28 protein-coding genes and 2 pseudogenes are annotated in these 22,115 nt (G+C 69.7%); 25 read left to right on the plus strand and 5 right to left on the minus strand.

The window, feature by feature from the left end:
- Positions 1 to 253: 253 nt before the first annotated feature.
- From ACYVNR_RS00850 to ACYVNR_RS00905, 12 genes and pseudogenes are all read left to right on the plus strand, one after another.
- Positions 254 to 1,153 (plus strand): annotated as a pseudogene (locus tag ACYVNR_RS00850) (CpaF family protein); the annotation flags it as partial.
- Positions 1,154 to 1,172: 19 nt separating this feature from the next.
- The gene (locus tag ACYVNR_RS00855; RefSeq protein ID WP_461045901.1) at positions 1,173 to 2,579 is read left to right on the plus strand and encodes a recombinase family protein; all 1,407 of its coding nucleotides are present in this window, start codon (positions 1,173 to 1,175) and stop codon (positions 2,577 to 2,579) included.
- A complete protein-coding gene (locus ACYVNR_RS00860) occupies positions 2,576 to 3,007 on the plus strand; it encodes a hypothetical protein (RefSeq protein ID WP_461045903.1) in 432 nt (143 codons plus the stop codon). Before ACYVNR_RS00855 ends, ACYVNR_RS00860 begins: the two co-directional genes overlap by 4 nt.
- A 374-nt stretch (positions 3,008 to 3,381) precedes the next feature.
- On the plus strand, positions 3,382 to 3,600 hold the full coding sequence (locus ACYVNR_RS00865; protein WP_461045905.1) for a hypothetical protein: 219 nt from the start codon (positions 3,382 to 3,384) through the stop codon (positions 3,598 to 3,600).
- Positions 3,597 to 3,803 (plus strand): hypothetical protein, encoded by a 207-nt coding sequence (locus tag ACYVNR_RS00870; protein WP_461045907.1) that lies wholly within the window; start codon positions 3,597 to 3,599, stop codon positions 3,801 to 3,803. Before ACYVNR_RS00865 ends, ACYVNR_RS00870 begins: the two co-directional genes overlap by 4 nt.
- Positions 3,800 to 5,212: a DNA primase family protein gene (locus tag ACYVNR_RS00875; protein WP_461045909.1), complete on the plus strand. Its 1,413-nt coding sequence runs from the start codon at positions 3,800 to 3,802 to the stop codon at positions 5,210 to 5,212. The genes ACYVNR_RS00870 and ACYVNR_RS00875 overlap by 4 nt, the downstream gene beginning before the upstream one ends.
- Before the next feature lie 160 nt (positions 5,213 to 5,372).
- Entirely contained in the window at positions 5,373 to 5,627 is a 255-nt protein-coding gene (locus ACYVNR_RS00880) for a WhiB family transcriptional regulator (protein ID WP_461045911.1), read from the plus strand.
- Positions 5,624 to 6,298, plus strand: coding sequence for a hypothetical protein (locus ACYVNR_RS00885; protein ID WP_461045913.1), 675 nt, complete (start codon positions 5,624 to 5,626; stop codon positions 6,296 to 6,298). Before ACYVNR_RS00880 ends, ACYVNR_RS00885 begins: the two co-directional genes overlap by 4 nt.
- Positions 6,295 to 6,642: a hypothetical protein gene (locus ACYVNR_RS00890; RefSeq protein ID WP_461045915.1), complete on the plus strand. Its 348-nt coding sequence runs from the start codon at positions 6,295 to 6,297 to the stop codon at positions 6,640 to 6,642. The genes ACYVNR_RS00885 and ACYVNR_RS00890 overlap by 4 nt, the downstream gene beginning before the upstream one ends.
- Positions 6,632 to 6,841 (plus strand): hypothetical protein, encoded by a 210-nt coding sequence (locus ACYVNR_RS00895; RefSeq protein WP_461045917.1) that lies wholly within the window; start codon positions 6,632 to 6,634, stop codon positions 6,839 to 6,841. The genes ACYVNR_RS00890 and ACYVNR_RS00895 overlap by 11 nt, the downstream gene beginning before the upstream one ends.
- Positions 6,838 to 7,017 carry a hypothetical protein gene (locus ACYVNR_RS00900; protein ID WP_461045919.1) on the plus strand — a complete coding sequence of 60 codons (180 nt, stop codon included), beginning with the start codon at positions 6,838 to 6,840 and terminating at the stop codon, positions 7,015 to 7,017. Before ACYVNR_RS00895 ends, ACYVNR_RS00900 begins: the two co-directional genes overlap by 4 nt.
- Complete coding sequence (locus ACYVNR_RS00905; RefSeq protein ID WP_461045921.1) at positions 7,017 to 7,832, plus strand: hypothetical protein; 816 nt, start codon at positions 7,017 to 7,019, stop codon at positions 7,830 to 7,832. Before ACYVNR_RS00900 ends, ACYVNR_RS00905 begins: the two co-directional genes overlap by 1 nt.
- A gap of 398 nt (positions 7,833 to 8,230) precedes the next feature.
- On the opposite strand, the gene ACYVNR_RS00910 is transcribed toward ACYVNR_RS00905, so the two are convergent.
- From ACYVNR_RS00910 to ACYVNR_RS00920, 3 genes are all read right to left on the minus strand, one after another.
- Complete coding sequence (locus ACYVNR_RS00910) at positions 8,231 to 8,614, minus strand: hypothetical protein (RefSeq protein WP_461045923.1); 384 nt, start codon at positions 8,612 to 8,614, stop codon at positions 8,231 to 8,233.
- A gap of 269 nt (positions 8,615 to 8,883) precedes the next feature.
- Complete coding sequence (locus tag ACYVNR_RS00915) at positions 8,884 to 9,084, minus strand: hypothetical protein (protein WP_461045925.1); 201 nt, start codon at positions 9,082 to 9,084, stop codon at positions 8,884 to 8,886.
- Between the two features lie 645 nt (positions 9,085 to 9,729).
- Positions 9,730 to 10,122, minus strand: a complete 393-nt coding sequence (locus ACYVNR_RS00920) for a hypothetical protein (protein WP_461045927.1) — start codon at positions 10,120 to 10,122, stop codon at positions 9,730 to 9,732.
- 162 nt (positions 10,123 to 10,284) lie between these two features.
- Between ACYVNR_RS00920 and ACYVNR_RS00925 the strand changes: the two are divergent.
- From ACYVNR_RS00925 to ACYVNR_RS00965, 9 genes and pseudogenes are all read left to right on the plus strand, one after another.
- Positions 10,285 to 10,635, plus strand: a pseudogene (locus ACYVNR_RS00925) (CpaF family protein); the annotation flags it as partial.
- Complete coding sequence (locus ACYVNR_RS00930) at positions 10,635 to 11,501, plus strand: type II secretion system F family protein (RefSeq protein ID WP_461046356.1); 867 nt, start codon at positions 10,635 to 10,637, stop codon at positions 11,499 to 11,501. The pseudogene ACYVNR_RS00925 and the gene ACYVNR_RS00930, both read left to right, overlap by 1 nt.
- Positions 11,498 to 12,475 carry a type II secretion system F family protein gene (locus tag ACYVNR_RS00935; protein WP_461045928.1) on the plus strand — a complete coding sequence of 326 codons (978 nt, stop codon included), beginning with the start codon at positions 11,498 to 11,500 and terminating at the stop codon, positions 12,473 to 12,475. The genes ACYVNR_RS00930 and ACYVNR_RS00935 overlap by 4 nt, the downstream gene beginning before the upstream one ends.
- Positions 12,476 to 12,522: 47 nt before the next feature.
- Positions 12,523 to 12,735 carry a hypothetical protein gene (locus ACYVNR_RS00940; RefSeq protein ID WP_045192157.1) on the plus strand — a complete coding sequence of 71 codons (213 nt, stop codon included), beginning with the start codon at positions 12,523 to 12,525 and terminating at the stop codon, positions 12,733 to 12,735.
- Positions 12,732 to 13,232 carry a TadE/TadG family type IV pilus assembly protein gene (locus tag ACYVNR_RS00945; protein WP_461045930.1) on the plus strand — a complete coding sequence of 167 codons (501 nt, stop codon included), beginning with the start codon at positions 12,732 to 12,734 and terminating at the stop codon, positions 13,230 to 13,232. Before ACYVNR_RS00940 ends, ACYVNR_RS00945 begins: the two co-directional genes overlap by 4 nt.
- On the plus strand, positions 13,229 to 13,714 hold the full coding sequence (locus ACYVNR_RS00950) for a pilus assembly protein (RefSeq protein ID WP_461045932.1): 486 nt from the start codon (positions 13,229 to 13,231) through the stop codon (positions 13,712 to 13,714). Before ACYVNR_RS00945 ends, ACYVNR_RS00950 begins: the two co-directional genes overlap by 4 nt.
- Positions 13,711 to 14,241 (plus strand): pilus assembly protein TadG-related protein, encoded by a 531-nt coding sequence (locus ACYVNR_RS00955; protein WP_461045934.1) that lies wholly within the window; start codon positions 13,711 to 13,713, stop codon positions 14,239 to 14,241. The genes ACYVNR_RS00950 and ACYVNR_RS00955 overlap by 4 nt, the downstream gene beginning before the upstream one ends.
- A 224-nt stretch (positions 14,242 to 14,465) precedes the next feature.
- Complete coding sequence (locus tag ACYVNR_RS00960; RefSeq protein WP_052677410.1) at positions 14,466 to 14,924, plus strand: lamin tail domain-containing protein; 459 nt, start codon at positions 14,466 to 14,468, stop codon at positions 14,922 to 14,924.
- Positions 14,925 to 15,125: 201 nt separating this feature from the next.
- Positions 15,126 to 15,662, plus strand: a complete 537-nt coding sequence (locus ACYVNR_RS00965; RefSeq protein ID WP_045192155.1) for a matrixin family metalloprotease — start codon at positions 15,126 to 15,128, stop codon at positions 15,660 to 15,662.
- Between the two features lie 98 nt (positions 15,663 to 15,760).
- Here the strand turns inward: ACYVNR_RS00965 and ACYVNR_RS00970 are convergent, their stop codons facing one another.
- Positions 15,761 to 16,690: a hypothetical protein gene (locus ACYVNR_RS00970; RefSeq protein ID WP_461045937.1), complete on the minus strand. Its 930-nt coding sequence runs from the start codon at positions 16,688 to 16,690 to the stop codon at positions 15,761 to 15,763.
- Between the two features lie 136 nt (positions 16,691 to 16,826).
- Positions 16,827 to 18,056: an alpha/beta hydrolase gene (locus ACYVNR_RS00975; RefSeq protein ID WP_461045939.1), complete on the minus strand. Its 1,230-nt coding sequence runs from the start codon at positions 18,054 to 18,056 to the stop codon at positions 16,827 to 16,829.
- 217 nt (positions 18,057 to 18,273) lie between these two features.
- Here ACYVNR_RS00975 and prfB point away from each other — a divergent pair, with 217 nt between their 5' ends.
- From prfB to ftsX, 4 genes are all read left to right on the plus strand, one after another.
- A complete protein-coding gene (gene prfB, locus ACYVNR_RS00980) occupies positions 18,274 to 19,386 on the plus strand; it encodes a peptide chain release factor 2 (protein ID WP_045192150.1) in 1,113 nt (370 codons plus the stop codon).
- 97 nt (positions 19,387 to 19,483) lie between these two features.
- Positions 19,484 to 19,996, plus strand: coding sequence for a hypothetical protein (locus ACYVNR_RS00985; protein ID WP_461045942.1), 513 nt, complete (start codon positions 19,484 to 19,486; stop codon positions 19,994 to 19,996).
- Between the two features lie 199 nt (positions 19,997 to 20,195).
- Positions 20,196 to 21,116 carry a cell division ATP-binding protein FtsE gene (gene ftsE / locus ACYVNR_RS00990; protein WP_461045944.1) on the plus strand — a complete coding sequence of 307 codons (921 nt, stop codon included), beginning with the start codon at positions 20,196 to 20,198 and terminating at the stop codon, positions 21,114 to 21,116.
- A gap of 24 nt (positions 21,117 to 21,140) precedes the next feature.
- Positions 21,141 to 22,046, plus strand: a complete 906-nt coding sequence (gene ftsX / locus ACYVNR_RS00995; RefSeq protein WP_045192147.1) for a permease-like cell division protein FtsX — start codon at positions 21,141 to 21,143, stop codon at positions 22,044 to 22,046.
- Positions 22,047 to 22,115: the final 69 nt, after the last annotated feature.

Genomic DNA, 22,115 nt, shown 5'->3' on the forward strand with positions numbered 1-22,115 from the left:
GTGTGCCTCCTCGTGTCCCGACCATCACAGCGCTTCCCCGCCCGGCGCCTGCCGGCTCGTGCACAGCTGTGGACGCCGAGCGACGCCCTACGGCGCCGGACGCTACGGTGTCGCGCCCCCCGCCGTTGCGCGGTGGCGCGACTGTGGATGACCGGAGCGCGGGTGCTCGCGGGGCGCCTAGCTTGGACGCGCCAGATCCGGTGACACCGGGCAGGATGTCCGCGAAGCAACTCACAGGGGTTCAGGGGAACGCATGTCGACACACGAAGCGGTGCGCCACGTCGAGGGCGAGGTCCGCGAGCTGATCCGACGGTCGGGGCTCGACCCCGCGAGCGATGCCAAGGCCGTCCGCCGTCTCGTGCAGGACGCCGTGCAGGACTACGACGAGCGGTCGCTGCACGGGGGCCTGCCCTCGCTGGGCGACCAGCGGCTCGCCGTCCACTCGATCCTCGCAGTCGTGGCCGGCTACGGCCCGCTCCAGCAGTACTTCGACGACCCGACGGTCGAGGAGATCTGGATCAACGAGCCCAGCAAGGTGTTCGTCGCGCGCGGGGGCATCTCCGAGCTCACCCCCACGATCCTCACGGCCGAGGACGTCCGCGACCTGGTGGAGCGCATGCTGAGGAGCAGCGGCCGCCGCGTCGACCTGTCCAGCCCGTTCGTCGACGCGACCCTCGCCGACGGCTCCCGGCTGCACGTCGTCATCCCCGACATCAGCCGGACCCACTGGCAGGTCAACGTCCGCAAGTTCGTCGTCAAGGCCGACCACCTCGACGACCTCGTGCGGCTCGGCACCATGCCTCGCCAGGCGGCCACCTTCCTCGAGGCCGCGGTCGCCAGTGGCCTCAACGTCCTGGTCGCGGGTGGCACGCAGGCCGGCAAGACGACCCTGCTCAACTGCTTGGCGGCGGCGATCCCGCCACGCGAGCGAATCGTCACGTGCGAAGAGGTCTTCGAGCTGAAGATCCCGCAGCGCGACGTCGCGTCCATGCAGTGCCGCCAGCCCAGCCTCGAGGGCACCGGTGAGGTGCCGCTGCGCCGCCTCGTCAAGGAGGCGCTGCGCATGCGCCCCTCACGCATCATCGTGGGGGAGGTGCGCCAGGAGGAGAGCCTCGACCTGCTCATCGCCCTCAACAGCGGCGTGCCGGGCATTGTCAAGGCACAATGTACGTATGACGAAGCGAGCCGCCATCTACTGCCGCATCTCCCAAGACCGGGAGGGCGCCGGCCTCGGCGTCGAACGGCAACGGCAGGACTGCATGGCGCTGGCCGGCAGGCTGGGCTGGACCATCGTGGCCGAGCACACCGACAACGACGTGTCTGCGTACAGCGGCAAGCCTCGCAAGGGCTATCGCGCCCTTCTCGCTGACATCGACGCAAAGCACATTGATGCGGTGCTCGTGTGGCACACCGACCGACTCCACAGGTCACCTCGGGAACTCGAGGAGTACGTCGACCTCTGCGAGCGACACAAGGTCACGACGCAGACCGTCAAGGCGGGGGAGCTCGACCTCGCCACCCCGGCTGGGCGAGCCGTGGCGCGCACCCTCGGGGCATGGGCTCGGTTCGAGGTGGAGCACAAGAGCGAGCGAACCAAGCGGGCGCAGTTGCAGGCCGCCCAGGCAGGGAAGTGGCTCGGTGGGGCGCCGCCGTTCGGCTGGAACCTGCAGGACGATGGCAGCGCGACCCTGAACCGCCGCGAGGCCGGTGTCATCCGCGAGGCTTGCGCGTCCGTGCTTGCCGGCGCCTCCCTCGGGTCGCTCGTAGCTGACCTGAACCGCCGCGGCATCACGACGTCGACCGGGAAGCCCTGGAACTACACGAGCATGCGCCAAGTGCTCACCCGTCCGCGCAACGCTGGGCTGTCGACTCTGAACGGGGAGATCGTCGGCAAGCTCACGTGGCCGGCCATTGTCAGCGAGGAGACGTGGCGCGCGGTCTGTGCCGTCCTGACGGACCCCAGCCGCCGCCGCTCGACGAGCAACCGCGCTCGGTGGCTGCTCGCAGGCATCGCCATCTGCGGCACCTGTGGCGCCCCGCTCAAGTCGGCAACCGTGGCGCGGAATCGAGCCAAGCGCACAACGCGCACCATCTACCGCTGCCCCACGCCGGGGACGGGGCATGTTGCCCGATCGGCCGACGACCTCGACGAGCACGTGACTGGCGTGCTGCTGGCGCTACTGGGGCGTTCCGACGTTGCCCCCGCCTTGGCCGCCCAAGCGGTGGCATCCGATGGTGAGGCGCTGCGGGTCGAGGCTGTGACCATCCGGGCGAGCATGGGAGAGGCCGCTGACCTGTTCGCCGCGGGGAGCATCACGGGCGCGCAGCTCGCCAAGATCACGGCTGGGCTGCAACAGCGGCTGCAAGACGTCGAGGGCGCCATGGGTCGTGCTACTCGGGGGAGTGCGCTCGCCCAGTTCGCGGGTCGTGACCCGGAGCCGGTGTGGAAAGGGCTCACGATGGACCGCAAGCGCGCTGTGGTGCGCGAGCTGATGACCGTGACCGTGCTGCCCTCTGGGCGTGCGGGAAACGTCTACAACCCTGACTTGGTCAGGATCGAGCCGAGGGGGCAGATGTGAGCGACGTGATGGCCGACTACACGTTGGACGTCTACTGCGACCACAGCCGGAATCCGCTGCCAGAGAGTCGCATCGAGCGGCACGTGGCGCGGATCCTGCACGTCGATGCCCCGACTGGGGCAGTGGGTTTCATGGAGTGGCGCGAGGGTGTCCTTCCTGACGCGCCCGACTATCCCAGCGCCCTCCAGACGTTCTACGGGGAAGCAATGCGACTTGGCACCTTTGGCCTGCGCGCTGCCGATGGATCGCATCTTCGCCCGCAGCAGCTTGTGCGCGGCATGACGGAGGGGGAGCGCTGGCGTTTCTGGTGCGCCGACTGTGACGACACTTTTCCTGTCCGCGGCAGTCGAATCCGTCCGTATCTTGAGATTCTGCGTAGCCACGGGCTGGAGCGCGTAACGCTAGCGGCCCTTGCTGCTACTATCTAGGCACCTACCGGGCAGCCCCGGGCATTTTTCTATGCCCTGGAGGCGCCCGAAATGTCTCTCCACAGTCAACGCGGTCGAGTTGCCGCGCTGAGCAGGTCGCGAACCGCTGACGACCCCGACCTGATCGATGCTCGCCGCGCTCTGAAGTCCGCTCGGCTCGAGCACGCCATCGTCAAGACGGTGGCCGAATGGCCGCCACTCACCACGGCTCAACTCGACCGGCTCGCGATCCTGCTGCGAGGTGAGTCCGCTTGAGCGAAAAGCGAAACGGACCCGGTGGGCTAACCGAATCCGTTCCTGGAAGTCTCGACGCGACCAAGCCTCTCGACTGCTCCGATTCTCTCACGGGTCAAGGCTTTTCGCGACCTGCCAGCGTGATGGATTACTCGGCGGAGCGCTTCGCGGGATTCGTCGACGGCTACGCGTGCGGATACCGCGACGGCGCCCAGGCGGAGCTGGAGCGCCGCGAGGCTGACGACCGGCGCCTCTACGCCGAGGCCGTACGGATCGTGCACACCCTCGCCAACGTGCCCACGCATGAGGAGCTGCAGGAGATTCGCCGTAGTGGCTACGCGCGGAGGGCTGACCAGTGAAGCGAACCGCCTATCTAATCGACACCTCCTCCCCGCGCTATGTCCTCCTACGCGGTGCGCTGCGCCAATGGCTCAAGGACCAGCGCATCCCCGCCACGTGGGCACCCGCCCACCGTGGCTGGTTCCTCACCCGGGGTCGAGTCGCTGACGTCACCGCGCGCCTCGAGCACGCCGGCTACGTGGTGAAGGGGGACGTGCGATGAGCGCCGCTATCGACTGCATGACAGCCGACCAGTACGACGAGCACGGACGGCGCGTGTCGCCTTCAGGGGAGCAGCACTCCGGACAGGTCCGCATGGCCTACCGACTCGCCCGCAGCCACGTCGACCGCCTCCTCTACGTGCACGGCATAGGCTGGCACGCCTGGGACGGGCGGCGCTGGGCCGAAGACGACCACGGCCACGCCCGCCGAGCCGTCCTCGACGTTCTCTCCGACGCGCTCGCCGAGTCGGTGGGAGACAAGCAGCTCCGGGCCGACGTGGGGCGCTGCGAGTCGGACGCCGGCATCAGTGGCGTCCTCGGAATCGCCTCTGCTCTGGTCGAGTTCGCCGCTACCGTCCGCGACCTCGACGCCGACCCGTACCTGCTCAACGTCGCAAACGGCACGCTCGACCTGCGAACCCGCCGGCTGCGTCCGCACGACCCCCAGGACAGGCTCACGAAGGTCACCAGGGGCGCGTACTACCCCGACGCCGACACGAGCGTCTGGGATGCCTTCCTCGCCTCAGTTCTGCCTGACGCCGACGAGCGAGCCTATCTGCAGCGCGTCGTCGGACAGGCAGCCTACGGACGCGTGCGAGAGCACCTGTTCCCTGTCCTGATAGGAACCGGCGCCAACGGCAAGGGCACCGCCTACGGCGCCATGACGAACGCCCTGGGCGACTACGCGACGGTCATCAACCCCGACATGCTCATGGTCCGCGACCGTGGCGGCATCGGCGGGCCCGAAATGATGACCCTGCTCGGCGCACGCCTCGTCATCGGCTCAGAGACGGAGGAGGGGCGCAAGCTCGACGAGGCGACGATGAAGCGGCTCACGGGCGGCGACGAGCTCACCGCTCGCAGGCTCTACCGCGAGCCCGTGACTTGGCAGCCGACTCACCAACTGCTGTACGTCACAAACGCCCTGCCCATCGTGAAGGGCAACGATCCCGCGGTGTGGCGACGGGTGCGCGTCGTGCCGTTCGACGTCGTGGTGGCCCCCGAGGACCGCGACCCCGGCCTGCCCGAGCGGCTCGCCCTGCACGCCGACGCAGTTCTCTCGTGGATTGTCGCCGGCTACCTCGACTACGAGGACAACGGCGGCATGCGCGAGCCGGCCTCAGTGCTCCGCGCGACCGGCGCCTACCAGGCCGACAGCGACGCAGTGGCCCGGTTCATCGCTGAGCGCTGCCTTGTGTCGCCAGTCGCGACCTGTCCGACGCGTGACCTCTATGCCGCATGGCAGCGCTGGGCGCTGCGCGACGGGGCCGAGCCCATGTCCGAAAAGGCGTTCGCCAAGGAGCTTGATCGGCTTGGCCACGAGGTGCGCAGAACCAAGAGCGACAGGCGACGAATCGGCCTCGGACTGCTCGCCGACGACGACGAGACGGGAGGTGGTGACGGGTGGTGACGCTTCTATGTAAACCTCCCCGCGTAGGGGAGATAGGGAAAGTTCGCATAAACCCGTCACCACCCGTCACCCGAGCACAAAACGCGCCTCGCTGCCCTGTCTGCGGCGGCCAGCTTCGACCTAGCGTCGCGGTGCATCCGTCCTGCCAGAGGGGCACCCGATGAGCGCGCACGACGAGCTCGCACGGGCACTCGAGGAGGCCGTCGACCTCGGCCTCATCATCCCCTGCGCAGGCTCCGACGACTGGACCTCAGAAGACGCCGACACTCGCGCAGCCGCGGCCCAGCGCTGTGACGGCTGCCCGTGCCTGAACGAATGCGCCGCAGCCGCAGACGAGACGAAAGAGCGGTGGGGCGTCTGGGCCGGACGCGACCGCTCACCCCGAACCAAGACCAAGGAGAACCCCGCAGCATGACCACCAAGAAGACCCGACCCAGGACGCTGCACGTGTGGCGAGCCGAAGTCATCACCCCCAGCGGACGCCGCCGCCCCGTTTTCGGACGCGGCGTGCAGCTCCGCGGCCAAGAGACCGCTCTCGAAGCCATGCGACAGAGCGTCGACAAGCACTCACCCTTCGACGTGACCGCTGGCGACTGCGCCTACGGCCACGAACACACCCCACCCGCCCACGGATGCGACTGCGGCGTCTACGCCGTCACCGACCTCGCCGACCTCGACCTCGTCCTGCAGGCCGCAGAGTTTCAGCCGCCCGACGACCTCGCCCACCTGCAAGAACCCGGCACCGTCGTCCTCGCCGAAGGCATCCTGCGAAACGCAATCCCCTTCCCGACAAAGGCCGAGCACCGCCTCGTGCCCCTGCTCGAGGACGGCACCGTGCAGGGCAGCATCTTCGGCGGCCTCACCGCCCTGATGCTCGGACGCCCACAGCCGCGCGTCGTCGGCTACGGCATGGCAGGCGACCCCGCCACCACCGTCCGAGGCTCGTCCTTCACGTGCGAACGCCTCTACGTCCGTGCAGAGCACGCCAGCAGGCGCTACCTGCGTGACCTTCCAGTGCCCGTCATCCCCGTGAAGGGCGCACTCGCCACCTACGCAACCCGCACCGACGAGAGGAGCAACGCGTGAACGGCACGAGTAACGCACTGGTCGACGGCATCGAGCCTCCCGCCTTCGCGCACACCAACACCTGCCGCGGCCCACGCTTCACCTGGCGCATCGGCAGGGAAGGTGACCGTCTCTGGAAGTGCCACGGCTGCGGCCGGTTCAAGGTCGAGCAGACCACCAACGAACCAGCTCCCGCGGACGTCCCCGAGGCCAAGCCAAGCCGCGGATATGTCTGCCGCCCTCACTACGCCGACGTGACCTGGCAGGGCAGCGGATGCACCACGTGCGACGCCGAACTGTCCATGACCAAGAGCGCCCGCAGGCGCCGCCGACGCAACGAGCTGGAGGCCAACCGTGAGCTCTGACGACCGCGCGCGCCGCCTCATCCTTGAGCTGTGCCCTATCGCGGGAGACGCCGAGAAGGTCAGCGCCGCACTTCTCGCCCACGCCCGCACCGGAACCGCCGAGGACGCCGCAATCCTCGCCATGCAAGCACTGCGGGTGATCTTCACCGACTGCCTGCCCGAGCCCGTCCCCACCCAAACCGAAATGAGCCACGCATGAGCATCCGCGACGAGTTCCGAGCAGCAGCCGAGCAGTGGACGCCGCCCGACCCCGACCACAACGAGACCCCAAGAGAGCGCCACGACCGCCTTGCAGCCGAGTTCGCCGCCGCGCTCGAGGCCCACTTCGACAACACCGACAACACCCCTGAAGCCATCGAGAAGGAGCTTTTCTGATGTACGCAGCCCAGCACGCCAACGAGATCCACGCCCTCACCGCGACCGCGGCACGCCTCGGCGTCACCCTGCCGGCTGACCTCGACGCGCAGGCCCGCCACCTCGCCGCCCTCCAGGAGCAGCAGCGCACCACCCAGCCGCCCGCGCCGGCACAGTCCGCAGTCGACCTCACCGCCCACCTCGGCAACCCGGCCAGCATGAGCAAGGCACTGGCCAAGGCTGCCGCAGACCTCGCCAACGCCGAGGCCCAGCAGCGCATCCTCAGCGCCCTCGTGGACCGCTGCGCGTCCGTTGTGCGCCAGCGCTTCCGCCAGTCCGCAGACGCCATCCTCGACGCCTTCAAGCCCGCCCTCGGGGCAGCCCTCGCCACCCTGAACGAGGACGCCCACAAGCTGCCCCAGGCGTTCAAGGTCGAGCACGCCGCCGACCTTGACCCCGAGACGTTCGCCGCATGGACCCGCGTCCGAGACGCCTACGCCCTCCTCGAGTCCATCCAGAGCGCAGTCCGACCGCTCTACACAACCGCAGCCAACGACGTCCTCACGCCCGAGGCCGTGCGAGCCCTGCGCTACGTCAACCCGCCGCAGCTCGACAACCCGAGCGAGGCAGCCACCTTCGCCCGCGCCCTCGCCGGCATCCGCCACGGCGGCTCGACCGTCGGCCCCGTCAACCTCGACGGCATCTTCGCGCCAGCCGCAGTGGCACACCTCGGCGCCACCTTCGCCTGGGGCAACGCATCCACGGTCGCCGCCCGAGCCGAAGCCATCACCACCGCAGCCACACCCCGCAAGTCCGGCGTCCTCGCCGCGTCGTAACCAGACCGGGCTGGGGTGGAGGCGGGCACCTTCACCCCAGCCCCCAGGGCTAACCCGTGTGGAAAAACTCAAGGGAGGGGGAGACGCCACTGCCGAGAGAGGCGTCGGCGCCCGAAAGGGGTCACCGCCCCACCCACGCCCGGCTAACCCGAACACGTGTTCTAACCTTGAGAGATGGCAGGCGGCTCGGGACGAGGCGTTGAACACCCCATCCCACCCACGCCCGCCGCACGTCAACACTGCTGGGTCACCGGCCCAGACAAACGCCCACGGCCCGGCCTGCTCATCAAGTGGGAACGCCGGCAAACCGGATGGTTCGGCCTCGTCGTCTACTGGCTCGAAGAAGACTCGGCGCTCATCCAGCAATGGCTACCCGCACACCTGCTCGGCCGAGTCGGCTAGCGCGCCGCCTTGGCGCGCATCGCCGAGAGGATCTGCTCAAGGTGCCCCGGGTCGCCGCCAACCGCGACAACCCACTTCGCCTCCTGATGCACTTGATCACCCATCCCGGTGTAGTACTGCGCGCCGTCCTTTGCCTGCTTCTCGCTCGGGTATGTCGAGAACCGAACAGGAACGCCCGCCAAGCGACAATCCACGTACGAGGCGCCAGTGATGTCGGGATCAGGCGACGTCGACTCACAGTTGTTCCCTACCGCATCGAGTGCAGCCAACCGGAGATCGTTCGGCGCGGACACCTGAAGGGAAGCCAGCTCGGAGCCGCCACTGCTGCAGGCTGAAAGGGCACACGTCGCGGTCAGGGCGAGCTGGATTACAAGTCTCATGCGACCGAGTGTCACGGACTAGTGACTCTGATACGGACGAAACCGCATATTCTCGACGCCGTCCCCTTGACCCGGGCGGCCCTCTCCGTGTCCCTCACGTCAGGCACTCGGCATACTGACGCCTTCTCTCCACGCAGTTTCTGGGCCCTATGAAGTGGCCTCACAGTGGAAAAATGCTCTGTGTGTGAAAGCGTCAGTATGCCGACGAGCCTGACCGGCTGGCCGGCCTCGGGGTCCCCGCCCGGGGGCGAGATGGGCGGGCCAGCGAACTACTGCGGCAAGTCGTTCACACGCCCCGGCTCGGTCAGGGCGAGCGCAATCTGCTGGGCGCCGAAGCCGATGAAGTGGAGTGCTTCCGCGAGCTGTCGCACTTCGGGTGAGTCAGCGCTCTCTTTGAGTCGCGCCGCGATGGTCGTTCCGTGCGCCATGTTTGAGCGCGCCTCGTCGAGTGCCTCTTTTGTCGTCAGCATGACCGGACGCTAGCAGCGCATTTGGTGACAAGTGGGTCGGGCACGTGGACCTTCACGCACACGTCGCACAACGTAAGGTGCGGCCATGGCCACTGTGCTGTCCATTGTTGCGTTGTGCCTCAGCGTGGCCTCCCTTACGTGGCAGGTCACGTCCTTTCTGCTTACCGGGGCGCGGATCAAGGTGTCTGCTGCGTATGCCCTGCCGGTGGGCGGCCTCGATCGCCTGCCTGAATGTATGAGCATCACTGCTCGAAACGTCGGACGCTTTGCTACGACGGTTCGCACCGTGGGGCTCGAGGTCCGACCTGACGGAACGCAGGCGGTAATTAGCCATCAGTTCATACGTCAGCTCAGCACTGACATCCCGCATCGACTTGAGCCTGGCGACGAGGCTTCTTGGTTCGTGCCACTTGACGTGGTGCGTTCGATCAGCGCTGACCACCCAGCGAAAGGTTGGGCAGTATTCGTCACCTTGGGAACGGGCAAGCGGGTTCGAGGACGCAGGGGGAAGGTGCCTCGGTAGAGCCGGGTCACTGGCCCGGATGAACGGAACCCCCCGCCGCAGTGACGAGGGGTCCCAGCCTGACCGCACTACTCGGCGTGGGGCGCCGCGGTCAGCGTGTGCGATGTGGTCGCGCTGCGAGGCTATGACGCAGCACCGACAGTGCTCTCTTGCGTCCGGACAATCTGGGCCGAGGCCGGCAAGCCCCAACGCTCGAGGGCTGCGTCATCGCTCGGCAGGTCAAGCCTGGACAGGAGCGAACGTACTCCCTCACGGGTCACGCGCGGCCTTGACAGCGACGCCATGCCAGCGAGCTGCTGCCCGTCGAGCTGGCCGTGCTCATAGTCGCCGGGGGCGTCGTCGTGGATCCGGTGACCGAGGCGTGCGATCGCTCCGCCGAGGTTGCTCACGGCGTAGGCGAGCGAGCATCGCGGCTCTGTGATCCACAGTTCGAGCCGGCTGGCCTCGTCGCTCTCGAGCTGGTTCTTGGCGCGCCTGATGTATTTCTGGGCGGCGGTTGCCACACTCTTGGTCATGGTCGTGATGCCTTTCTAGGGAAGGTTGATCGTTCGAGGCCCCCGGCTGACGTGCCCGCGACGGCCGGGGGCCGTTCTGCATTCCTACGTCCGAGGGCAGCCCGTCGCCACTCGAACCCGGTTTGCACCGTTCGTCGGTGCTGTGTCTAAGCATTACTTGCGGTGCCCGGCATGTGCACCCTCCACGCCAACAGCGCCCGCGAGGCGGTCACCAAGATGTGCACGCTGCCCCTGCTGGCAGGTGAGAACGTGTCGAGCAGGTTCGTCGTGCCGACTGTGGCGGCGGCCGTCGACCTCGTGGTGCACGTGGCCCTCGAGCGTGATGGCGTCCGCCGGGTGCGCGAGATCGTCGCCGTGCCCGGCCGCGCCGAGGGCGACGTCATCGAGATCGCCGACCTTTTCGTCACGCGTGACGGGGCGCTGAGGCGCGCCGACGGCTTCCCGCCGCACCGAGAGGCGTTCGAGCGGGCCGGCTACGACGTGGCCGCTCTGCTGGGGCAGGTACACCCGTGATCCCGCCGTTGGCTGTCGGGCTGATCCTGGGCGTCGGAACCTTCTTCGTCTACTGGTCCTTCTGGCCGCAGGAGCCGGCGCAGGAGCGCACCCGTCAGGGCGGCTTCACCGCACAGCTGAGAGACCATCTGCACCAGGCCGGCTACGCGTCGCTGACGCCGGTGAACCTCGTGGTCGGGTCGTTCGTCCTGCTCGCCTTCACCTTCGTGCTCGTGGCCGCCCTGACCCGCGTGGTTCCCATCGCGCTCTGCTTCGGGCTGATGGCCGGCGCGTTGCCGATCTCGCTGGTGCGCATGCGAGCGCGCAAGCGCCGCAACAAGCTTCGTGACCTGTGGCCCGACGTCGTCGACAACATCACCTCCGGCGTGCGAGCCGGGCTCGCGCTTCCCGAGGCACTCTCGCAGCTGTCGGTCCGAGGTCCGGCCGAGCTGCGCCCGGCGTTCACGGCGTTCGCCGAGGACTACCGCACCACCGGGCGCTTCCACGACTGCCTCGACCGCCTCAAGGACCGGCTCAGCGACCCCGTCGGCGACCGCATCGTGGAGTCGCTGCGCATCGCGAGGGAGGTCGGCGGCAGCGACCTCGGCAAGCTGCTGCGCACGCTGTCGTCCTTCCTGCGGGAGGACGCGCGCACCCGGGCCGAGCTCGAGACGCGCCAGAGCTGGACGATCAACGCAGCCCGGCTCGCTGCCGGCGCGCCGTGGGTCATCCTCGGCCTGCTGGCCCTCAACGGCAGCTCGCTCGAGGCCTACTCCTCGCCCACGGGCTGGGTGGTGCTCGCCGTCGGGGCCGGGCTGTGCGTCATCGCCTACCGGTCGATGGTCTGGATCGGCCGGCTGCCCGAGGAAGAACGGGTGCTGCGGTGAGCGGCGCGGCCGGAGGCGTCGTGGACCTGCTGCGCGACGGCTGGTCGTGGACCGGCGCGGCGGCGGGGCTGCTCCTGCTCGCCGGTGTCGCTCTCGTGGTTGCGGGCCTTCCCGCGAGCCGACGCCCGACGCTCGACGACCGCCTCGAGCCCTACCTGCGCGACACGCCCCGGCCGTCCAGCCTGCTGTCGCGGCCGGCGCCGGCCCGGGGTCCGTTCGGCTTCGGCGAGCTGCTCGCCCCCTACGTCAGCCGGCTCGGCGCCCGCGTCGGTGCGGTCATGGGCGGTGCGTCGTCCGTCGAACGACGGCAGCTGCGGGCCGGGCGGCCCGCCGACGTCGACCGGTTCCGTGCCGAGCAGGTCATGGCCGGGGCCCTCGGTGGCCTCGGGGGGCTCGTCTTCACCGGGGTCGTGGCGGTGGCGCAGCGCCGCTTCCCCGTTCCGGTCCTCGTGTCGATGGTGCTCGTCGGGGTCTTCGGCGGCATCGCGGTGCGTGACTACCTGCTCACCCGGGCTGCAACGCGTCGCGAGGCTCGCATGCTGACCGAGTTCCCCACTGTCGCAGAGTTGCTCGCGCTCGCGGTGAGCGCGGGGGAAGGGGCGGTCGGTGCGCTCGAGCGCGTTTGCCGGCTGTCTCAGGGTGAGCTGTCCGACGAGCTCAGGCGGTGCCTCGCCGATGCCCGAGCAGGCGCCAACCTGCCCACCGCGCTCCAGGGACTCGCCGACCGCACGGGCCTGATGAGCCTCACCCGCTTCGTCGACGGCATCGTCGTCGCCGTCGAACGCGGCACGCCGCTCGCCGAGGTGCTCCGTGCCCAGGCGCAGGACGTCCGCGAGGACGGCCGGCGCACCCTGATGGAGCAGGGAGGGCGCAAGGAGATCTACATGATGGTCCCGATCGTCTTCCTCACCCTGCCCGTCACCGTGCTCTTCGCGCTCTACCCCGGCCTCAGCTTCCTGCACTTCCGGCTCTGATCACCTCGAGCCCGTGCAACCACCACACCGATCACAGGGAGAAAGACATGAACCGCATCATCGCCGCCCAGGCCCGCGCCCGAACGGCGTTCAACGCCGTGGGCCACCGCATCTCCGGTCCCCGTGACCGTGGTGACGTGCCCGGCTGGGTCCTCATAACGATCATGACCGCGGGGCTGGTCACCGCCCTCTGGGCCATCGCCGGTCCGCAGCTGGGGCAGCTCTTCAGCGACGCCATCTCCGACGTCAAGGGCCCGTGAGCCTGACGGTTCTCGGCACTCTCCCGACCCCGGCGACGCTGGTCGCGCGTGCCGAGCGGCATGCAGGCACGCACGCGCTCCCGCACGCGCGCGCCCTCGCCTCGAGGGACCGGGGCTCCGCCATCCCGGAGTTCGTGATGGTCGCGGCCCTGCTCCTCTTCGTCGCCATGGGGGTCTTCCAGCTCGGCCTCGCGCTCTACGTGCGCAACACCCTCATCTCCGCGGCGTCCGAGGGCGCGCGCTACGGCGCCCGAGCCGATGCCTCGCCCGGCGACGGTGTGGCCCGCACCGAGGCCCTCATCACCAGCTCTCTCAACGGCTCCTTCGCAGTGGACGTGCAAGGGGCACGCACGGTGACCGACTCCGGCGTGCGTGTCGTCGAGGTCCGGGTCACGGCGCCGCTGCCCGTGATCGGGCCCGTCGGCCCCTCCGGCATGCTCACCGTCTCCGGTCGCGCCTTCAGCGAGGAGCAGGTCACCACGGGGGCGTCCCCGTGACGCCCGCCGAACGCCTGCTCGCTCGGGCAGCACGGCGCGGCGCCCGGCGCGATCACCCAAGCGGCGCCGACGACGGTCGGGCCATCATCGAGTTCATCTTCCTCGGGATCCTGCTCCTGCTGCCGCTGACCTACCTCGTCCTCACGGCTGCCCGCATCCAGGCGGCGTCGTTCTCGGCCTCGCTCGCTGGGCGCGAGGCCGGCCGTGCCTTCGTGACCGCGCAGTCCGACGACGAGGGCCTGGTCCGGGCCCGTGCAGCGGCGGCCCTGGCGTTCGGCGACTTCTCGTTCGACCAGGGGGCCGCGGTCGCCGTGACGTGCGACGGCCAGCCGTGCCTGCGTCCGGAGGGCAGCGTCACCTCCGTCGCCACCATCGAGGTCCAGCTGCCCCTGGTGCCTGACTTCATCGCCGACCACGTCCCCTCGTCAGTGACGGTCACCTCGACGCACGTCGCGTCCGTCGACAGGTTCGTGGCGCGATGACCCTTGCGTATGCCGCCGGGCGCGCAGGCGCCTGCACCGCCCCCCGCCGCGTCCTCCGTCGCGTCCTCCGGCGCCTTCGCCCACCCGGTGCGGCGGACGAGGGGCAGATCGGCGTCCTCGTCCTCGGGCTCTTCGTCCTCGTGACGCTCCTCGTCCTCGGCGCCGTCGACGTCACCGCCGCGCAGCTGGCCCGGATGCGCCTGCTCGACACCGCCGACGCGGCAGCTCTCGACGCCGCGGACGCCCTCGACGAGCGCGTGGCCTACGAGGAGGGAGTGCTCGACCGGCTCGCGATCACCGACGGGTCCGTGTCACGGGCGGCTCGCGACCACCTCGCTCGCACGCCGCTGCCCCCGGGCATCACGTCGTGGGCAGTCGTGCCCGACACCGGCACCTCCGACGGCGCCACCGCCGTGGTGACCCTCCAGGGCACCGCCACCCTGCCCATGAGCGGGTGGGTCCTCGAGTCCCTCGGCGGCAGCGTGACGATCACCGTCACCTCCCGGGCACGCGCCCCTCTCGGCTGAGGCTCCAGACGGAGCTGAGGCTCCCGACGTAAAGGGGCAGTTCTCGCAAAACGGACTCACGGGCGTGCTTCTGGCCGTAGCCTCCGAGTCGACGCCCGCGCCGTGCCCAGCACGTCCAAGGCCGGCCGGTGCGGTGCGTCAGGACAGGGATCCGTGGCGCCGCCCTTCGGGCGGCGCCACTGGCATGCGACGCGGCCGCCGAGCCGCCCGGGTGAAGGAAGCACATGCACGCGTACGTCAAGAAGGCCGTCGTCGCGGCCACCGGCCTCGGCCTCGCCGTGGCAGCCCCGATCGCCGCCGCCGGCTCGGCCCAGGCCCTGCCCGCGATCATGATCTACAAGGTCCAGTACAACTCGCCGGGATCCGACACGGGCAGCAACACGAGCCTCAACGCCGAGTACGTCGTCATCAAGAACACGACGCGCACCAACCGGTCGCTCACCGGCTGGACGCTGCGCGACAAGACGGGCTACACGTTCAAGTTCCCCGCCTTCACGCTCAAGGCGGGCGCCACCGTGACGGTGCACACGGGCCGCGGCACCGCCACGGCGACCAACCGCTACTTCGGCTACACCTGGTACGTCTGGAACAACTCCGGCGACACCGCCTACCTCCGGACGGCCGCCGGCACGACGGTCCACACCTGCTCGTGGGGCAGCTCGGGCAGCGCGAAGTACTGCTGACGATCCCAAACCCCCGACGAAGGCCCAGCCCGCTTGCGCGGGGTGGGCCTTTCCTCGTTCCCGACCCGGCCGCCCTGTCCACCGAAAGGCCCGCAAAGGTCAAGAGATCGTCAAAAATGCCTCACGCAAGGACGAAGTCGATAATTTGGACAAACAGCGCCACCTCCCGGCGCACGCGGCGTTCATGAGCAGGAGCACTACATGAAGCGGATCGTCCTCGTCGCACTCGCGACAGCCGGAGCAGCAGGCATCGCCCTCGGCGCGGCCGCCCCCTCGCAGGCCGCCAAGCCGGCCCCGGCTGCCCCCACTGCGGCGTACCTCGGCCGTTGGGCCACCCAGGCCGTCGTCTACGACTCGACCGGAGGCGGCAACTGGTTCCGCATCGCGGAGGCGGTGAGCGAGTGGCGCACCTCCGGGTGGAACGTCGTCACCACGAGCGACCCGGCAGCGGCGAACATCACCGTCGTCGCCGAGGACTCCTCGATCTTCGGGGCGGTCGGAGACGCCAGCCCGTCGAGCAGCGGCGGCGTCATCACGTCCTGCGTCGTGCACCTCTCGCCCTCGTGGGCCACGCTCAAGGGCGGCCAGCAGCTCGCCATCCACGAGCTCGGCCACTGCGGGGGTCTGCCCCACTCCAGCTCGAGCAGGAGCTCGATGTACGCGTACACCAGCTCCTCCTCGACCCTGTCCAGCCCGACCCGGGACGACCTCAGGTGGATGGCCGGCAACTACAAGTAGGCAGCACCTCCGGCGTCACGACGAGGGGCCCACGGCAGTCCGCCGTGGGCCCCTCGCCGTGACCGGCGCCGGCCACGAGGCCGTACGCCGTCAGCGCGTCACGGGGTGAGCGCCGTGAGGTACGCGTGCTGGAACCGGAACTGACGCATCGTCGCGTCCTTGTACTGGTCGGAGCCGGACTCGAAGTTGACGTAGACCCAGTCGCTGACGGGGCCGGCCGCGCCGCGCGGCACGTTGACGATGCCCTCGCTCATCGGCGGGATCTCGATCGAACGGCCGTAGGTGCTCGAGCCGATCTTGCGGAACTTCAGGCGGCTGTAACAGTTGCGTCCGTAGGACGTGCTGAAGATGTAGTGCCCGTCGGCGACGACGGCGCCCTGCACCCGCGTCGGGGTGCTGATCGCGACCGGGGTGCCGGTGGGCGCCTGGGTCGAGGTGAGCGCGTAGCGCCACATCGTCGAGCTGCCGTTGAGCGCGTCGCTGAAGGTGCCGACGTAGAGGTAGCCTCCCGACGCCGTGTTGTACGAGCTGGCCTTGACCGACCAGGAGCCGTTCGTCTTCAGCGCCGTGTTGTGGGGCGCGAGCTCGAGCGCCCGCAGCGAGAAGCGGAAGAGGTTCCTGCCGTTCGAGCTCGTCGAGAGCAGCAGGCTGCCGCCGGCGACGGAGACGCCGCCCATGTGGCCCTCGATCTGCGCGCCGCTCGAGTACTGGACGAAGACCTTCTTGACGAGGGCGCCCGTGGAGCGGTTCTTCACCGCGAGGATGTTCTTGCCCGGCAGCCAGGTGTCGTCGCTCAGCGACGTGATGAGCCAGTCCTTGGCGGGCCAGTACGCGAGGCCCTGCGACACGTAGTCGGTGTTCGTGTAGGGGATGGTCGTCCCCGCGTCGAAGTTGTTGTTGAACCACGTCAGTCCCAGCCGCGGCGGACACACCACCGCGGCCTCCGACGGCGTGGAGGTGACGACTCCCATCGGAGCGACGAGCCCGACGACCGCGATGAGCCGCACGAGCGCAGCACGAATGCGCATACCCCTGTCCTTCCCCTGTTCCCCTGATCGACCGAGCGGCCTGGTGCTCACCCGGTGTGCGCATCCTGACCCACGGGGGCGCCGCTGGCAATGGGCAGGACTACCCGTGTCGGCGGCGCCCCTAAGCCGCACCCCGTCACGACGCGTCGAGGAACGTCACGACGGCGTCGTCCCAGCGGGCGCGGTCCGCGTTCCACGACTCCGCGTGCAGCGCGCCGGGGAACTCGACGAGCGTCACGAGGTCGGGGCGGGCGTCGCGCAGTCGGGTCGGGACGGTCGGCGGCACGGTCGGGTCCGCCGACCCCTGGGTCACGAGGGCCGGCACGGTGAGCCAGCGCGTGTCGTCGAGGTAGTCGACGGCGCCCCAGTCGATGCCGTAGCGCAGCGAGGCGATCCGCTCGGCCGACCACAGCAGGGTCCCGGGCACCGCGACGCCTCCCGGCAGCGCCTCGCGCGCGCCCCAGGCGACGACCTCGTCGAGCGAGAGCATGGGGCAGTCGAGGACGATGCGTGACACGGCCGAACGCCGGTCGGACTGCTCGAGGAAGGCCGCGACGACGGCACCTCCCATCGACTGGCCCGCGAGCACGACCCGCGTGGCACCGTGCGCCTGCACCCACGCGACGGCTGCGTCGAGGTCGCGCCACTCGGTCGCGCCGTACTGCAGTCGTCCTGAGGGATCGGCCGGAGCGGCGGCGTCGTTGCGGTAGCTGATGACGAGCACGGGCAGCCCGGCCCGGTGCGCGGCCTCGGCGAAGCGCAGGCCGTCGAGACGGGTGCCGTTCTGGCCGTGCACGAAGACGGCCGCCGTCCCGGCGACGGCGTCACCGGCAGTGCCGGCGTCCGCCGCGATCCACCACGCCGGCATACCGGCGACGGTGACCTCACTGAGGGTGAGACCGAGCTCCTTCGACGGGTCGGCGACGAAGTACGCGCGCTCGACCGCCGCGCCCGCGCCGGGCTTCGGCGCGACTCCCGTCACGACCTCGAGGGTGCGGGTGACGGTGCCGTCGGCGTTGACGGTGGCCGGGCCGATGTGACCGGCCCCGCCGTCCCACGCCATGCCGTAGGACGCCACGGCCTCGAAGTTGGAGGCGGCGTCGACGCCCCGCGCCAGGGTGACGCGGTCGCCGTCGACCGCCGTGACGCGTACGTCGTCGTGGGCCGGCGACATGGTGCCCGGCATCGCGGCAAGGGCCTGGCTCTCGATGCGGCCGGCGAAGTACCAGCCTCCGGCGGCGTGCACGACGAGCAGGAGGGCGGCGAGTCCCGCGAGCCACCAGCGGAGCCGGTGCGGGCCACGTCTGCGGGATGTCGTTGCTGCGACGTCGGTTCGTGGCCTGTCGGGCGCGGACCGGATGGTCATGACGCCCACCTCCTCCGCGTCCGTCCGGGACGATGCGTGCGCGGGGACGTCGGACGCTCAGCCGTTCCCATCCGACTCTCGTCCCGCGGCAGCGCACGGGTCAGAGGACAACGTCCCGCGCCGCCTGTGGCGTCGCTCACCCGTCCCGGCCGCACCGGCCACCGCCACCGCCGCACCCGTGCACGGCGCGGCCCGTGCTGCCGTAGGCTGTTGGATCGTGGCTGTTGACTTCACGCAAGAGATCAAGGAACTGCGCGCGACGATGGATTCCGTGCGCGGGGTCACCGACCTCGACGCCCTCGGCGTGACCATCGCCGATCTGGAGAAGCAGGCCTCCGCCCCCGACCTGTGGGACGACCCCGACAAGGCCCAGCAGGTGACGAGCGCGCTGTCTCGCGCCAACTCCGAGCGTGACCGTGTCGTCAACATGGACGCGCGCATCGAGGACCTCGAGACGCTCGTCGAGATGGGCCAGGAGGAGGCCGACCAGGCCACCCTCGACGAGGCCGAGCGCGAGCTCGACGCGCTGCGCAAGGACGTCGGCGAGCTCGAGGTGCGCACCCTGTTGTCGGGGGAGTACGACGAGCGCGAGGCGGTCGTGACGATCCGCGCCGGCGCCGGCGGCGTCGACGCCGCCGACTTCGCCGAGATGCTCATGCGGATGTACCTGCGCTGGGCCGAGCGCCACGGCTACCCGACCAAGGTCATGGACACCTCGTACGCCGAGGAGGCCGGCCTCAAGTCCGCCACCTTCGAGGTCAACGTGCCGTACGCGTTCGGCCACCTCTCGGTCGAGGGCGGCACGCACCGCCTGGTGCGCATCAGCCCCTTCGACAACCAGGGCCGCCGCCAGACGAGCTTCGCCGCAGTAGAGGTCATCCCGCTCATCGAGAGCGACGACTCCATCGAGATCCCCGAGAACGAGCTGAAGATCGACGTCTTCCGTTCGAGCGGCCCCGGCGGCCAGAGCGTCAACACGACCGACTCGGCCGTGCGCATGACGCACCTGCCGACCGGCATCGTCGTGTCGATGCAGAACGAGAAGAGCCAGATCCAGAACCGCGCCGCCGCCCTGCGCGTCCTCCAGTCGCGCCTGCTCCTCCAGCGCAAGGCCGAGGAGGCGGCGGTGAAGAAGGAGATGGCCGGCGACGTCAAGGCGAGCTGGGGCGACCAGATGCGCTCGTACGTCCTCAACCCGTACCAGATGGTCAAGGACCTGCGCACCGAGTTCGAGACCGGCAACCCGGCAGCGGTCTTCGACGGTGACATCGACGGTTTCATCGAGGCCGGAATCCGCTGGCAGATCGGCCAGAACCGGCGCCAGGGCTGACATCGAGGGCCGGCGGTCCGAAGTCGCGTTTCGGCGGGCGGGAGCCCCTCATCACTCGTAGGGTCGCGTCATCGGCTCCACCCGAGAGGCTCCACCCATGTCTTCCCTCCACGTCCTCCGGCGCGCCCTGACGACCCTGGTCGCGGCCGCCGCCACCGTCCTCGTCACCGTCGGTCCCGCGTCTGCGGCCCCGACGGCCCCGGCGACAACGAGCGCCGCCGCCCCGAGCGCGGTCGCCGCCACCTCCGCGCCGTGCTCCAGCGTGCGCCAGATCGGCGACAAGAAGGTCGTCGCCGACCTCGGCATCTCCGCCTTCACGGTGCGCCAGTACATCGGCTGGTGCCGCGACGCCGGCGGCTCGACCTGGATGAACTTCGCCTCCGTCTACGTGTGGGACCAGTATCACGCGCGGGGCACGGCCTACCGCTCGATGGTCGGGGTCGCCGTGCGCGGCGAGCCCGACACTCGCGGGTTCACCACGGGTGCGCTTCGACAGCAGCTGAGCTACTCCGTCCCGGTGCGCACCACCGCGCTGTGCACGCAGGGCTGGGGCAAGCTGGCGCGCTCCGGCGCGGAGTCCGCGCAGGGCCTCACCACCCTCGTCTGCTGACTGCCGGACGGCGCCCGGCCGCCACGCCGGGGCTGCCGGTTTTCCACGGGTTTCGCCGCCGCGGCCCGTAGCCTCGGAGACGGTCCTGCGCTCCCGCCCACGTATGCCGTCCACGCTTGCCGTCGACGTATGCCGCCCGGGTGGCCGCCCAGCCCGACCGCTGTCCCGCTGCAGTCCAGTACGAGTCGAGGCCCGACGCATGATCCTCTTCGAGAACGTGACGAAGACCTACCCCCGCACGACCCGTCCGGCGCTCGACGACGTCAGCCTCGAGATCCCTCGGGGCGAGTTCGCCTTCGTGGTGGGCACGTCCGGCTCGGGCAAGTCGACCCTCATGCAGCTCGTCATGAAAGAGCAGGACGCCACGCGCGGCCGCATCCTCGTCGCCGGTCGCGAGCTCGACCGCCTCCCCGAGCGCAAGGTCCCGGCGCTGCGCCGCGAGATCGGCTGCGTCTTCCAGGACTTCCGGCTGCTGCCCAACAAGACGGTGTTCCAGAACGTCGCCTACGCCCTGCAGGTGCTCGGCAGCAGCCGCGCGCGCATCCGCCAGACGGTGCCCGAGACCCTCGAGCTCGTCGGCCTCGCCGGCATGGAGAAGCGTCTGCCGCACCAGCTGTCCGGCGGCGAGCAGCAGCGGGTGGCAATCGCCCGCGCCTTCGTCAACCGGCCGCCGGTCCTGCTCGCCGACGAGCCCACCGGCAACCTCGACCCCGACACGAGCCTCGGCATCGTGCAGCTGCTCGACCGCATCAACCGCACGGGCACCACGGTCGTCATGGCCACGCACGACACGGTCACCGTCAACGCCATGCGCAAGCGCGTCATCCGGCTCGACCGCGGCGTGCTCGTCAGCGACATGGAGGCCGGCGACTACACGACCGGGTCGATCCCGCGCGTCCGGCTCGACGAGCCGGACGAGGCGCCCCGCCCGCTCGGTGCCGACACCCCGGACGTCGCCGACGGCTTCGACGACGCCGACCCGACGGCATACGGCGACGGGGATGCCGGGGCCGAGGGCGACCCCGACGCCCTGCCGCCCATCGGCCGCGACGCCGACGAGCCGCGCCCTCGTGGAGGGATCTTCAAGCGGCACAAGGCCGTCCAGACGAGCGACCGCTGACCGCGAGACGGAGCCAGACACACCATGCGATTCCAGTTCCTCCTCGGCGAGATCGGCAACGGCCTGCGGCGCAACCTGTCGATGGCGGTCTCCGTCGTCATCGTCACGATGATCTCGATGTACCTGCTGGGGCTCGGTCTCATGGGCCAGCGGCAGGTCGACACCATGAAGGACTACTGGTACGACCGCGTCCAGGTCACCGTCCTGCTCTGCGCGGAGAAGACCCGCTTCACCAACTGTGCGGGTGAGCCGACCACCGAGGCCCAGCGCGAGGCGATCAAGGCCGAGCTCGAGGCGCTCAAGCCGACGGTGAAGGAGGTCTACTACGAGTCGCGCGACGAGGCGTACGAGCGGTTCAAGCAGACCTACAAGAACTCGCCGCTCGCCCGGGCGGGGGAGTCGTACTTCGCCGACTCGTACCGCGTGAACCTCAACGACGCCGGCAAGTTCGACGTCGTCGCCAGCTCGATCAAGGGCATGCCCGGCGTCGCCGACGTGCAGGACCAGAAGAAGCTGCTCGAGAAGTTCTTCACCTTCATGAACACCGTCTCGTGGGCGGCCATCGCGCTCTCGTCGCTCATGGTGCTCGCGGCCGTCATGCTCATCTCCACGACGATCCGGCAGACGGCGTTCAGCCGGAGACGCGAGACCGGCATCATGCGCCTCGTCGGTGCCTCGAACTTCACGATCCGCTTCCCGTTCGTCATGGAGACGGTGCTCTCCAGCGTGCTCGGTGCTGTGCTCGCGATGGGCATGCTCTGGGCGACGGTGCGCTACGGCGTCGTCGGCTTCCTCAGCCAGACCCTCACCGACACCGCCTTCATCGGCGTGGCCGACGTCTACTACGTCGCGCCCTTCGTCGTGCTGGGCGTCGTCGTGCTGTCGAGCCTCACGTCGTGGGTCACGCTGCGTCGCTACCTGCGCGTCTGACGCATTCCCCGTCGCCACCGCGGGCGAACCGGCACAATCGTGCCGAACCCTCCCCAACTCCAGTGGCGT

This window comes from Terrabacter koreensis (assembly GCF_054783315.1).

What these genes read in the sequence shown, in the direction of transcription:
- ACYVNR_RS00855 (WP_461045901.1), top strand. Translation starts at nt 1,173, where the DNA reads ATGACGAAGCGAGCCGCCATCTACTGCCGCATCTCCCAAGACCGGGAG.
- ACYVNR_RS00875 (WP_461045909.1), top strand. Translation starts at nt 3,800, where the DNA reads ATGAGCGCCGCTATCGACTGCATGACAGCCGACCAGTACGACGAGCAC.
- ACYVNR_RS00880 (WP_461045911.1), top strand. Translation starts at nt 5,373, where the DNA reads ATGAGCGCGCACGACGAGCTCGCACGGGCACTCGAGGAGGCCGTCGAC.
- ACYVNR_RS00885 (WP_461045913.1), top strand. Translation starts at nt 5,624, where the DNA reads ATGACCACCAAGAAGACCCGACCCAGGACGCTGCACGTGTGGCGAGCC.
- ACYVNR_RS00900 (WP_461045919.1), top strand. Translation starts at nt 6,838, where the DNA reads ATGAGCATCCGCGACGAGTTCCGAGCAGCAGCCGAGCAGTGGACGCCG.
- ACYVNR_RS00905 (WP_461045921.1), top strand. Translation starts at nt 7,017, where the DNA reads ATGTACGCAGCCCAGCACGCCAACGAGATCCACGCCCTCACCGCGACC.
- ACYVNR_RS00910 (WP_461045923.1), bottom strand. Translation starts at nt 8,614, where the DNA reads ATGAGACTTGTAATCCAGCTCGCCCTGACCGCGACGTGTGCCCTTTCA.
- ACYVNR_RS00915 (WP_461045925.1), bottom strand. Translation starts at nt 9,084, where the DNA reads ATGCTGACGACAAAAGAGGCACTCGACGAGGCGCGCTCAAACATGGCG.
- ACYVNR_RS00920 (WP_461045927.1), bottom strand. Translation starts at nt 10,122, where the DNA reads ATGACCAAGAGTGTGGCAACCGCCGCCCAGAAATACATCAGGCGCGCC.
- ACYVNR_RS00940 (WP_045192157.1), top strand. Translation starts at nt 12,523, where the DNA reads ATGAACCGCATCATCGCCGCCCAGGCCCGCGCCCGAACGGCGTTCAAC.
- ACYVNR_RS00955 (WP_461045934.1), top strand. Translation starts at nt 13,711, where the DNA reads ATGACCCTTGCGTATGCCGCCGGGCGCGCAGGCGCCTGCACCGCCCCC.
- ACYVNR_RS00960 (WP_052677410.1), top strand. Translation starts at nt 14,466, where the DNA reads ATGCACGCGTACGTCAAGAAGGCCGTCGTCGCGGCCACCGGCCTCGGC.
- ACYVNR_RS00965 (WP_045192155.1), top strand. Translation starts at nt 15,126, where the DNA reads ATGAAGCGGATCGTCCTCGTCGCACTCGCGACAGCCGGAGCAGCAGGC.
- ACYVNR_RS00970 (WP_461045937.1), bottom strand. Translation starts at nt 16,690, where the DNA reads ATGCGCATTCGTGCTGCGCTCGTGCGGCTCATCGCGGTCGTCGGGCTC.
- ACYVNR_RS00975 (WP_461045939.1), bottom strand. Translation starts at nt 18,056, where the DNA reads ATGACCATCCGGTCCGCGCCCGACAGGCCACGAACCGACGTCGCAGCA.
- ACYVNR_RS00985 (WP_461045942.1), top strand. Translation starts at nt 19,484, where the DNA reads ATGTCTTCCCTCCACGTCCTCCGGCGCGCCCTGACGACCCTGGTCGCG.
- ftsE (WP_461045944.1), top strand. Translation starts at nt 20,196, where the DNA reads ATGATCCTCTTCGAGAACGTGACGAAGACCTACCCCCGCACGACCCGT.
- ftsX (WP_045192147.1), top strand. Translation starts at nt 21,141, where the DNA reads ATGCGATTCCAGTTCCTCCTCGGCGAGATCGGCAACGGCCTGCGGCGC.